This window comes from Halomonas sp. XH26, from assembly GCF_024138895.1.
In the GTDB taxonomy this organism is placed as follows: domain Bacteria; phylum Pseudomonadota; class Gammaproteobacteria; order Pseudomonadales; family Halomonadaceae; genus Vreelandella; species Vreelandella alkaliphila.
The window spans coordinates 3,857,355-3,869,028 of record NZ_CP071889.1 but is presented as its reverse complement, the minus strand read 5'-3'; the positions used below and the strand labels follow the sequence as shown (position 1 = coordinate 3,869,028).

General features: G+C 55.2%; 11 protein-coding genes. 4 read left to right on the top strand and 7 right to left on the bottom strand.

Annotated elements, in window-relative coordinates; translation table 11 throughout:
- Together J4377_RS17645 and J4377_RS17640 are read right to left on the bottom strand one after the other, a co-directional pair.
- A complete protein-coding gene (locus J4377_RS17645; RefSeq protein ID WP_253486282.1) occupies window positions 1-783 on the bottom strand; it encodes a metal ABC transporter ATP-binding protein in 783 nt (260 codons plus the stop codon).
- A 23-nt stretch (window positions 784-806) separates the two neighbouring features.
- Complete coding sequence (locus J4377_RS17640; protein ID WP_253486281.1) at window positions 807-1,775, bottom strand: metal ABC transporter solute-binding protein, Zn/Mn family; 969 nt, start codon at window positions 1,773-1,775, stop codon at window positions 807-809.
- Between the two features lie 453 nt (window positions 1,776-2,228).
- Here J4377_RS17640 and J4377_RS17635 point away from each other — a divergent pair, with 453 nt between their 5' ends.
- The 4 genes from J4377_RS17635 to J4377_RS17620 all read left to right on the top strand — a co-directional run bounded on the left by J4377_RS17635 (window position 2,229) and on the right by J4377_RS17620 (window position 5,298).
- Complete coding sequence (locus tag J4377_RS17635; protein ID WP_253486280.1) at window positions 2,229-3,113, top strand: urease accessory protein UreD; 885 nt, start codon at window positions 2,229-2,231, stop codon at window positions 3,111-3,113.
- A gap of 97 nt (window positions 3,114-3,210) precedes the next feature.
- Window positions 3,211-3,492 (top strand): hypothetical protein, encoded by a 282-nt coding sequence (locus J4377_RS17630; RefSeq protein WP_253486279.1) that lies wholly within the window; start codon window positions 3,211-3,213, stop codon window positions 3,490-3,492.
- A 19-nt stretch (window positions 3,493-3,511) separates the two neighbouring features.
- The gene (locus J4377_RS17625) at window positions 3,512-5,026 is read left to right on the top strand and encodes a PepSY domain-containing protein (protein WP_253486278.1); all 1,515 of its coding nucleotides are present in this window, start codon (window positions 3,512-3,514) and stop codon (window positions 5,024-5,026) included.
- Window positions 5,023-5,298, top strand: a complete 276-nt coding sequence (locus J4377_RS17620; protein ID WP_083007594.1) for a DUF3325 domain-containing protein — start codon at window positions 5,023-5,025, stop codon at window positions 5,296-5,298. The genes J4377_RS17625 and J4377_RS17620 overlap by 4 nt, the downstream gene beginning before the upstream one ends.
- On the opposite strand, the gene J4377_RS17615 is transcribed toward J4377_RS17620, so the two are convergent.
- The 5 genes from J4377_RS17615 to J4377_RS17595 form a co-directional block, all read right to left on the bottom strand.
- Window positions 5,299-6,348: an iron chelate uptake ABC transporter family permease subunit gene (locus J4377_RS17615; protein ID WP_253486277.1), complete on the bottom strand. Its 1,050-nt coding sequence runs from the start codon at window positions 6,346-6,348 to the stop codon at window positions 5,299-5,301.
- Window positions 6,349-6,351: 3 nt separating this feature from the next.
- Window positions 6,352-7,371, bottom strand: a complete 1,020-nt coding sequence (locus tag J4377_RS17610; RefSeq protein WP_253486276.1) for an iron ABC transporter permease — start codon at window positions 7,369-7,371, stop codon at window positions 6,352-6,354.
- On the bottom strand, window positions 7,368-8,345 hold the full coding sequence (locus tag J4377_RS17605) for an iron-siderophore ABC transporter substrate-binding protein (RefSeq protein WP_095603481.1): 978 nt from the start codon (window positions 8,343-8,345) through the stop codon (window positions 7,368-7,370). The genes J4377_RS17610 and J4377_RS17605 overlap by 4 nt, the downstream gene beginning before the upstream one ends.
- Before the next feature lie 7 nt (window positions 8,346-8,352).
- Window positions 8,353-10,497, bottom strand: coding sequence for a TonB-dependent siderophore receptor (locus tag J4377_RS17600; protein WP_253486275.1), 2,145 nt, complete (start codon window positions 10,495-10,497; stop codon window positions 8,353-8,355).
- A 128-nt stretch (window positions 10,498-10,625) separates the two neighbouring features.
- On the bottom strand, window positions 10,626-11,561 hold the full coding sequence (locus J4377_RS17595; protein WP_253486274.1) for an AraC family transcriptional regulator: 936 nt from the start codon (window positions 11,559-11,561) through the stop codon (window positions 10,626-10,628).
- Window positions 11,562-11,674: the final 113 nt, after the last annotated feature.

The window sequence follows — 11,674 nt, the reverse complement described above, 5'->3', positions numbered from 1 at the left end:
TTATTTCACCTTCGAAGCAGCGAACATCAGGGAGTCGCTATCGTTCAGCAGGGCAATCTGGCCACCGTACGCCTGACGGAGATGATCGATAGTAAATACGTCTTCAGCCTTGCCGCTGGCAATCACGCGTACGTTAAGCAGCAGCAGCCAGTCGAAATAGTTACGTACGGTTTGCAGGTCATGGTGGACAACAATCAACGTTTTACCCGCGTCACGCAGACGGCGCAGAATGTCGATAATGGCCCGCTCCGTGGTGGCATCAACCCCGGCCATGGGCTCGTCGAGAAAGTACACATCAGCCTGTTGCACCAGCGCGCGGGCCAGAAATACCCGTTGCTGCTGGCCGCCGGAAAGCTGGCTGATCTGGCGGTCAGCATAGTCGCTCATTCCCACCATTTCCAAGGCTTCCAGTGACTCCTTGCGCTCTTTGCGGCCGGGCCGCCGGAACCAGCCCAGGCGGCCATAAAGACCCATGGTGACCACATCCAGCGCTGTGGTGGGGAAGTCCCAGTCAACGCTGGAGCGCTGCGGCACATAGCCAACGCGCCTGCGCTGTGAGACGTAGGGGCGACCATGCACCATGACCTCGCCGGAAAGCGATGGTACAAGCTCCAGCAGGCTTTTGATCAGCGTACTCTTACCCGCCCCGTTAGGGCCGACAATGCCTGCCATCACGCCGGTAGGAATCTCCAGATTAATATCCCAGAGAACGGGCTGATTATGATAGCTGACGGTCAGGTTCTGAATACTGAGCGCTGTGTCGGTCGTTACGGGTGTCGCCATTGTTGCGGTGCCTTGTTGAATGATTAGTGAGCGAGCTTCCACTCGTTAGCCCAATCGTTCATTTCATCGGGAAGCGGTGCCAGCGTACCGCCAAGTGCTTCGACAATATGCTGGGTGTTGCGGTAGATCATACCCATATAAGTGCCATCGACCGTATCCGGGTCGCCCATGGCATCGGAGTAGAGTTCACCGCCAATTTCGACAGTCTGGCCCCGTTGTTGGGCGGCATCAATGACTGCCTGAACCGTGCGCGGGTTAATGGTGCTCTCGATGAAAAGGGCCGGAATCGCGCGGTCCACCACAATATCTGTCATGTTGCGAATATCAGCAATACCCGTTTCCGATTCTGTGCTGATGCCCTGTATGCCTTCCACGTCGATATCGTAGGCGCGGCCAAAGTAGCCAAAAGCATCGTGAGCGGTGACCAGAATACGCTGCTCATCGGGAATGCTGGCAATACTGTCTTTTACCCATTCGTGCAGGGCAAGCAGTTGAGCCTGATAGCGTTCGGTATTGGCGTCAAATGTCGCGGCGCAGTCGGGGCGCGCTTCACTCAGCGCTTCGTTGAGCGTGGGCAGTGTTTGCGCCCATAAAGAAACGTCCATCCACAGATGAGGATCAATGCCGTACACATCCTGTGAGGTAATCAACGATGCGGGGTCAATCGAGGCAGGAGCAACGGCAAGCGTAGGTGTGCGCTCGGAGAACCTTTCCAGTACGTCGCCTAGCTGGCCTTCCAGCGAATAGCCTGAGTAGAAAATCTGCTCTGCGTTTCGCAGTGTCGCCACATCGCTGGCGCTTGCCTGATAAAGGTGGGGGTCAACCCCTGGCCCCATCAGTGCGTCTACGTTAACGCACTCACCACCGATCTCCTGGGTGATATCGGCAATCATCCCAATGGTCGCGACCACATTGAGCGGCGCCTCGCCGGCGGAGGCGACATTGCTTAGTGGAAGTAGGCTTGCCAGAGCAATTGCGTATCTTGTTGCCATGATTCCCCCAGCCGGAATGCCAGCTTAAACGATAGGTTGAGACAGATTGGGTTAAGGACTGATGAGTGTGTGATCAATAAGTGTTTGACCGATGAGTGATAAACAATGTGGTAAGGCGAAATTTATTTTGCATTAAGCAAGAAGTATAGCCTTGGCTAAGTTTCTGGCGTTCTGTATGGAATGTCAAGAGAACCAAAATATCGCCGACGGTACTTATGATCACCAAGTACGGCCAGCAAGCCAGGTGGGCGGGCGCGAGCAAAACGCATAAGTGTGCAGCCGTGGTGCAGTCTGTCTTTAGATTGATTCTTTTTGGTGCGGAATGGGCAGGTTGAAAACTATCTTTTTCCATCTCATACGGGCGCTATGGCGGCGCATAAGCACTTTTCACCATTTTGGCGCATTCCTTGCATTTCAAGTTGAAATATTGACCAACAGGAAGCGATAGCGCCCATGACTCTGTGTGAACTTGCGACACCTGCTGCTGGCTCAGGCCATCGCTTTGATGGCGAGCGCCACTGGGCGGCATCGTTGGCGCTGCGTTTTGCTGACCGTGAGGGCACAACCCGGTTGGTGCAGGCTCGTCACCAAGGGCCCCTACGAGTACAGCGCCCGTTTTACCCAGAAGGCAGCACAGAAGCTTGCCATGTGTACGTGCTGCATCCACCCGGTGGTTTAGTCAGTGGCGATGCCCTGACGATTCGCGCCCACATCGAGCGTGGTGCCCACGCGCTGCTCACCACGCCTGCGGCTAACAAGCTTTATAAAGCTGACAGTCAGGGCGTAGCCTGGAACCAACAGACTGAACTGAACGTGGCAGATGGCGGCATCCTTGAATGGCTGCCTCAGGAAACCATTGCCTTTGATGGCTCCAAAGGCACTCAGCGAACGCATATTGCGTTGCATCGCAGTGCCCGCTGCCTGGGCTGGGAAATCATGGCGCTAGGCCGCCCCGCCAGTGAAATTCCCTATGTGACAGGCCGCATTGAGCAGCACTTTCGTTTAACCCTAGATGGCAAGCCGCTGTGGCTTGAACGCCAACCATTAGACCCTGCACATCCGCGTTTTAATGGGCGCTGGGGGCAGGGGGGAGCCACGGTGCAAGCCACGCTGTGGGCGGTTGGTTTAGAAGATGCCGGTGCGGCGATTGATGCACTACGTGAAGCGCTGCCGGACAACCCGCGTTGGGCGGTCACCGTTCGCCAGGGCGTACTGTTATTACGTTACCTCGGAAACTCACGTAATGAAGCCTGGGCGCTGTGTGAGCAGGCTTGGCATTTACTGCGCCCACGCTGGATCGCTCGCGCCGCCCACACGCCGCGCATTTGGTTAACCTAAACGTTATGCAGCAGGTGCTAAATAAGTTATTGTCACTAATGCAAATGAAAACCTTTTGCATTAAGATGGCTGTTTGTGACCTGCACCGAGATGCACCATGCTGCTTAACGTTTTACCCTCTTCGTATTGGCTGCTTATCTTACGCATCCTGGCCGCGACGCTTGGCGGCTATATAGTCGCTGCACTGTTCTCGGTGGCAGCGCTTGGCTTACCGCTAGATATCATGATGTCTCTGCGTATCGGAATGATGGGGAGCTTCATTATTTGGGCGGGCGTGGCGACTTGGTCGTTTATCACGCCGATTTTGATACGCCTTTGGGGGGCTATCGGTCTCGCCGCTTGCGGCCTTCTATTGGTGGCTACCTATGGCATCCACTAAGCGCAGCGTGAGGCGTAACATGGCTCAGCTGCATACATGGTGCGGCTTGTTAGCTGCTTGGCTGCTGTTTGCTGTTTTCCTGACGGGCACCCTGAGTTACTTCAAAGAGAGTATTTCGTTATGGATGCAGCCCGAACTACCGAGTGTCGTCGCGAACGCTGAGTGGGATAACCGACGTCTGGCTGATTACTGGCAGCACTATCTTGCTGAACATGCCTCATCGGCGAGAAGCTGGCAGATTACCTTTCCTAATGAGCGCATGTCGGTCTCGACAGCCGTTTGGTTTGGGGCGGATGGGAGAGAGCAGTCGGTACTTGACCCAACCACTCTGGCGTTGGTTACCCCGCGAGAAACGCGTGGGGGGGATTTTTTCTACCGATTCCATTTTCAATTGCATCATCTCCCCGCCGTCTATGGCCGCTGGCTCATTGGTATCGCCACCATGATGATGTTCGTGGCAATCATTAGCGGCGTGATAACCCATAAAAAAATCCTGCGCGACTTTTTTGCTTTCCGGCCCCAAAAGGGCGCCCGTAGCTGGCTTGATGCGCACAATGCATTTTCTGTGTTAACGCTGCCTTTTCAGCTAATGATTACCTATACCGGCTTGATAACGCTCATGTCGCTCTATATGCCTTGGGGAGTAGAGCGCGCCTTTCCCGATGCTGACGCGCGTCGCCAAGCGACCAGTGAACTGCATGCCTTTCCCCTCTCTGACTCAGCCACGGGGCAGCCTGCAGCGTTATATGCCCTTAGTGAACTGGTCGATGATGCTGAAGCGCATTGGCAGAAGCCGGTGCAGTCCTTAAGGGTTAGCCACCCGGGTGATGCAGGTGCGCGTGCCGTGGTTTGGCAAAGTACCCACGAGGCGTTATCTGCGCACCGCCCACAACGTATCTATGAGGCCAGTTCGGGCGCCTTGTTAGCAGAAACTCAGTCGCAACGTGTCGATGAACAAGCACACGGCGTCATGGTGGGGCTACATGCAGGTCGTTTTGCTAACTGGGGCATGCGCTGGATCTATTTTGCCTTGGGCGCTGCTGGGTGTGGCATGGTGGCAACCGGGCTACTGCTATGGACGTCAAAGCGTAAGCATAAGAAGGGCAGTGTGGTGGGGATGTGGTGTGTCGAGCGGCTTAATATAGCCACGCTGGCCGGCATGCCGATTGCCGTATTGGCCTTTTTAGCCAGCAACCGACTTTTACCGGTGGCGCTTAGTGGGCGTGCCCAATGGGAGATCCATTGCTTCTTTGCCGCCTGGCTGCTGGCGTTGCTACACGCTGTTTTAAGACGCTCGGCCTCGCAGGCGTGGCGGGAGCAGTTAACAATGACCGTTATCTTGTTGCTTTGCCTGCCAATACTCAATCTCTTGACCCCTTCCTATAGTGTTCTAGGTGAGCTTGCCGCAGGTAATTGGCAGCGTGTCAGCGTTGACCTGATGTGTTTGGTCGGCGCGCTGATCATCGTATGGCAAATGAGACGAGCCGCTAAAAAAGCGAGCACCCGTGTGCAGACTATTCAGGTGGCGTCATGATGCTCCTCACGATTCTGGCACTCTGTACACTGGGTTTTGCATTAATTGCGCTATCGGATAGCCGCCATCGACGCCGTTGTGGCCTTAAGCCTGCTCAACAAAAGCCTTGGTTCTGGGCGGGCAGCGCGATACTCGGTTGGCCGCTTTGGTTGGCGATGGAAACCTGGAGCACAGGGCTGGCAATAACGCTATGGCTTGGTTGTCTAAGCATCTCGGCGGGAGTGGTATTTCTTGGTTTGGCGATGTTTGAGCGCTTCCGCCAGCAGCCGTAATTACCCCCGCCGCTGGCGATTTAATAAATAAACCAAATAGATACCGCCCAGCCCAGCCGTTAAAACACCGACGGGTAACGCCCCAGAAGGCAATGAGTACTGAGCCGCTAAGTCTGCCGCTAATAGCAGCAGGGCTCCGACCACGCCTGCCGCTAAGGGGAGCGGCCCAGGCTTTCGCCAAAGGCGTAACGCCAACTGGGGTGCGGCAAGGGATACAAACGCAATCGGCCCTACCGTCGCGACCGCGCCACCTGCTAAAAAAGCCCCCATTAAGGCACTTAATAAGCGCGATGCTGCCAGATTAACGCCTAGGCTTTTGGCGACGGGGTCGCCAAGTGCCATCAGGCGCAGCCGGGGGGCTATCAGCACAATACCGGGCAGTAACAGCAAACACAGGCCAAGCATTGGCCAAAGATCGTGCCACTGGCGTCCTGCTACGCTACCGCTAAGCCAAATCATCGCCTCTCGCGCTTGCTCTTGGCCCAGCCAGGTCAAATTTAGCTGCACGCCTGCTAGGGCTAAGGCATTGATAGCGATGCCAGCAATAATCATTGAAGAGGGGTGGCGAAAACCGCGCCCAGAGCCGCTATAGACTGCCAGCGTGCCGATGATCGCACCCAGCGCGGCCCCCGTTGTGGTAGAGACAATGCCCACCAGCCAACTGCTTGCCAGCAGTGCTCCCAGGCTAGCGCTGGCAGTAAGGCCGATAATATCGGGACTGCCTAACGGGTTGCGGGTGATGCCTTGAAACAGGGCACCCGATACACCCAGCGCAAAGCCAGCACACAGCGCGACGAATGCCCGTGGTAGGCGCAGCGTAAACGCCTGCCATTGTTCAAACGGTGTCGCATTACCTTGGATAAGGTGCCCAAGCGCTTCTTTACTAAGTCCTTGGCTTCCCAGCATCAGAGAACCCAGTAATAGCCCTAAAGCGATAATGCTGGCCAACATGTAGGGGGCTAAAGCACGGGGTGGCAAAAGACAGGGTGGAAAAATACGGGGAAGTAAATGACGGGGGGCTGGCAGCAACGTATTAAAGCGTTTCATCATGGCTCACACAGCGCGCTGGTTAATGCGCAAAGCGACTAACAGAAATGGCGCGCCTAGCAGCGCCGTCAGAATCCCTGTCATGATTTCAGAAGGGCTTAGCAAAAGGCGTGCGAGCAGGTCTGCAAGTATCATCATTAGGGGGCCCATCACCAACGCGATGGCAAGTTGCCAATAAACGTAATGACCAGCAATTTTTTTGGCCAACAACGGCACGGCTAAGCCCACGAAAGCGATAGGGCCCACCGTGGCGGTTGAAATCGCCGCTAGCAACGCGCTACCGCTAAGCACCGCCAGCCTCAAACAACCCGCACTCAGCCCCAGCGCTTTGGTCACTCCGTCACCCATTTGCAGGACGTGTAAAAAGCGCGGGAGGATAAACGACAGGCCTAGCCCGACCGCTATCCAGCCAAATAGCCGCTGGGCCTCATCTAGCGTATGCCCATTGATGGACCCAACAATCCAGAAGCGATAGTTGGCAAATAAGGCGGGGTGGGTAAGGGTGATGGCTTGTACGTAGGCAAATAGAACGGCGTTAAGCGCCGCCCCTAACAGCAGCAGGTGTGCTGGGTCATGCTGGCGATAAGCGCTCTGAACGCCTGCCAAAACAGCCACGCAAAGCGCACCAGGTAGCGCTAACCAAAAAGCGCCTGCAGGCAACGAGCCAAGCACCAAGCCAGCGGTGACCAGAGACGCGGCTGCGCCTGCATTGATGCCCAGAAGCCCAGGCTCGGCAAGCGGGTTGCGGGTTAAATTTTGGAGCAGCGTACCGGCGACGGCAAGCGCCGCGCCGGTAGCGATGGCGAGCAGTGTGCGTGACAGGCGTGCTTCCACTAAGTCGTTGGCGTAGCTGGGGCCTGCCGCTTGAAGTGCCTGCCATACTTGATAAGGGGAGAGATTTTCTGCTCCCACCGAGAGATTGACCCAGCCAAACAGCAGCACCGCCCCCACTAGCCCTGCCAGCCAGCGTGTTCGCTGCCGTAAAGAGGGAAATAGACCATTCACGATACCAGTTCCAGCATTCATCGCCGTTCAGCTGCTTCGGCAAGGCGTGGCAATAGCCGCTCGATCATCCATTGAGTCGCTAGTGGCGAACCGGCAGAACTAGCAACGATTAATGGCTGATCGGTCAGCGCCAGATAGCGGCCATGTGAAATGGCTGGCAAAGAGGCAAAAAGCGATAGTTCAGCCACTCTATCGCGCTGCTCTTCGCTGTGATACCAAGAGACCACTAAGTCGACATCTTCCAGCATGGGCAGATGCTCAAACCCTAGGTAGTGCGCAAAGTGGTTGCCGCTTGGTGATAGGCCTTCAACCGTTGGTGACAACTGAAGCCCAAGGCCTGTCAGTGTGCCAACGCGAGGGTCATCTGCTAAATACACGGAGACGTTTCCAGAGGCTGGGTCGGGCCGTACATAAGCAAAAGTGGTGTCCGCAAGGCCTGGATAAGCCTCGCCTGCAGAGCTCAGCGATGTTTCGAGATAACGCATTAAGGCAGCACCTTTCTCCGGCACGCCAAGCGCTTGTGCAATACGTTCAATCTGCTCATCAACAGAGGTGAGGTAAGGACGCTCTGGGTAAGCGACAATGGGTACCAGCGGCGACAGCAAATCATAAATGGCGTCTGGAACACCACTGGAAGGCGCCAGAATTACATCCGGCTCCAGCGCGAGCAGTGCTTCAACATCCAGCTCGGGGTATTGGGTAATCGTTGTGGGGAGCGGCGTTGCCTGTGCTTCCAGAGCATCTCGTACCCATGGCCAATAGCCGTCCTCATCGCCGCCCCACTCCGCACGGCTGACCCCGACCGGCACCACGCCAAGTGAAATGGCAATATCATCAGCGCCAACGCCAAGGGTGACGACGCGCTGCGGTGGCTCGTCAATGGTGGCTGTTCCCAGTGGGCTTGGGATGACAACGGGAAACAGAGAGGCATCAGCCACTGCCCCCGTCATGGGGGCAGCCGCAATTAACAGCGTGATGAATGAGCGCAGCATCATTAGCTTCTCACCAATCCCAGTTGATCGACATAACGGCACTACGCGGTTCGCCAAGCCAATACTGGCTGTAGAAACCAATTTGCTCGTAGTAGTCCTGGTCAAACACGTTGTTGATGTTCAACTGCGCGCTTAATTGATCGTTGAAGCGGTAGCGTGCCATCAGATCAGCAACGGCGTAAGCGTCTTGCCCAACCTTAACCTGGCCATTGGGGCTAGATGTATTCCGCCAAATATCGCTTTGCCAACGTGCCCCGCCGCCCAATGTTAAGCCACTCCATGCGCCCGGCAGTTGGTAGGTGGTAAACAGTTTGATCTGTTGGCGCGGATGGGTCGTGTTGGTACGCTCGCCGTCGGAATTTTCTGCATTGGCTAGCGTGTAGCTGGCGCTCACATTCCAGCCCGAGGCCACTTCGCCAATCAATTCGACCTCTACGCCATTGACCCGATTACCATCAACACTGCGGTGGGCGGACGTTCCAGGCTGGCCGATCACATCAACGCCAGGAATAGCTTCGGCCACACCGTTTTGCTCTGTTCTAAACAGTGCAATGCTGCTATCCAAGTGGCCGTTCAGAAGGGTTGCCTTAGCGCCCAGCTCATAGCTGCGACCCTGAATAGGGTCAAGCAGAGAGCCATCCTCACGGCGGGCATTCTGAGACTGGAAAATCTCGGTATAACTCGCGTAAACAGAGGCGTAGTCATTAATATCGTAAATAATGCCCGCATAAGGCGTTATTTCGTTGCTGTATCGGTATTGCCGCTCAGACCCATAGTAAGTCTGATCCAATTCCCAATCGCTCAGGCGTGCGCCAACAATGAGATTAAGCGGATCACTCAACGAAAAGCGCGACACCATATAGCCGCCGCTTTGCGTTACCTGCATATTATCTGAGCTGCTGAATTCCCCCCACTGAGGCTTGGCCACCACACTGTCTCGCCAATTAAAGTAACTGCCCGCGGAAGGCGGTGTGCCAACCGGGGTGGCCAGTTTTATCTCAAAGTCATCTTCGTTATGCATCCAGCCAAAGCCCAACTCGTGTTGGCGGCCAAATAAGCTGAAATCACCTTCGGCCGTAACGTTAACGGTTTGTTGAGTGCGGTTGCCGCGGTAATTTAAGAAGGAGCTGGACATACCAAGGCCTGTCTCCCTGTCTGGGAAACCGCCGCGATAAAGGTACTCTAGGCCATAGTTACCATCGTTATGGCTGACTGCGGCGCGTAACGTCCAGCCGTTATCCAGTTGGTGGCTAATATCAGCGAACACGCGAGTGGTCTCGTTGTAAAACGTTGACCAGTCGGTATTGTTAGATGCGCTGCGGTCAAAGTCCGTTCGGCTGCCGTCAGCATAAAAAGCCGGGACACTGGCCCCTGCGCCAACCGTCTCGTTGTGCTGATATTCAACCCCTACGGTTAATTGAGTAGCGGGGGTAAGCTCGCTACTGATAACACCGTAAAGCGTCTCATGGTCATCTTCGAGATGAGAGATAAAACTATCGTTCTGGTCTTTGGCGACGACAAAGCGGGCCCCTGTCGTACCATCGCTGCTTAATGGAACAGACACATCAGCCGTGACGCGGCGCCGGTCCCAACGGCCGAGGCCTGCGGAAACAGACGCAGCCGCTTCGGACAACGGGCGTTTGCGAATAAAGTTAACGCTTGCCGAAGGTTCGCCAGCGCCGGTCAACAAACCGGTTGCCCCGCGCACTACTTCAACACGATCATAAATCGCCGCATCCCAGTCGGTATCGCCAAAATTCCAAAAACCGCTGAGCGGAATGCTGAGCCCGTCAAACTGCACGCTACGGATTGAGAAACCACGCGCGGCATAGCTAATTCGGTTGCTGTCAGCTCGGCTTGGCGAAACGCCGGGTACTTGAGCTAACACATCACCGCCTGTCTGTGCCGCACGGTCGTCGATCTGCTGGCGAGTAATAACACTTGTTGATTGGGGGGTCTCGCGTGGCGTTAATGACAGCCCGACCGCACTGCGGCTAGCGGGCACTGTGTAGCGTTGAGTGCCTTCACTGCTGGTGCTGAGGCGCTCACCGGTCACTAGCAAATTGTCCAATGTTTCGTCAGGAGCTTCAGCAAAGGCAAGCAAAGGGTAGGCAAGAATAAGAGCAGTGCATGTTGATCGATATAACAATGGCATGGAGCGGTTTTCCAAAGTTGGATGTTGCTAGTAGTTAATATTTCATAATGAGAATTATTCCACTTATGCTGGGCGGGCGGTTATGCCCGCCGCGCAATTGATTATGCGCAAACGTCAGCCGTATCGTTTTAGGAGCGTTTAAGGGAACTTTCCGTCAAAGCACCCGGCGAGATACCGTAGTTTTTCTTGAAAGCAGTAATAAAGTTGCTGGCATGGCGGTAGCCGCTTAAATGTGCCGCTTGTTGAACGCTGTGGCCGCTCAGCAGCAGCTCGCGGGCTAGCGAAAGCCGACGCTTGCGCAAATAGTCGATGGGCGCTAGGCCGTAAGCCATCTTGAAATGCCGCATTAGCGTACTTGGGCTCATGGCCGCGCGATCCGCTAAGCGTTGCAGCGTGTGGTCAAACGACGGCTCTTCATCCAGCCAGCGGCGTATCAGCGCCAAGCGCTGTCGATATAGTGCGCCACTGTCAGCCGTATATGGCGAACGGCAGTCCAGCCCCTGGGCGATGATTTGCAGTGCCAGTCCTTGAAAGAGCATGCGTTGCGACTCAGCGCTACTGGAAGCACAGCACGCTTCATCGATGGTGAGCTGTAATCCAGGACTGAGTTGCCAGACATGGGGGGAAGTCGATGAAATGTAAGAACCATACCAAGCCTGCATCGCTGGTGCGTCGAGCGATAGGCATAGCGTGCGAAGCCGTTGATTAGCAGGATGAAAAGCGCTTAGCGTTAAACCTGTGTCCAGCCTTAGCCAGCAAGCTTCCCCTGCCGTTATCCAACGCTTTTGGCCATCAATATCGAAATGTGCGCAGCCCTCTAACATCACCACAATCAGCAGGTCGGTATTGCCCTTAGAGAACGATTGATAAGGTCGCAGCACATCCAAATCGGAAATAAAAAGCTCCACACCCGCCGCTAGGCTAACTTCTTCTACACGCCCTTGGGCGATCGATGTTTTCGGCGTGCAGGCAGCGTTGGAAGTGATGGGAAAGCAGTAATCGATACTGTATCGGCGTCCGTAGCCTAAAAAATGATCAACGGTATAGCGGGTGCTGATGGTCACGTGGTGTGTCTCAACCTGGTGTAGAAATAGAGGCTCAAAAAAAGCCTTATTTAAAAGACGCGCACAAATAGTAATGTGTTTTATTATTATTTGATAGTTAATGCTAAATGGAG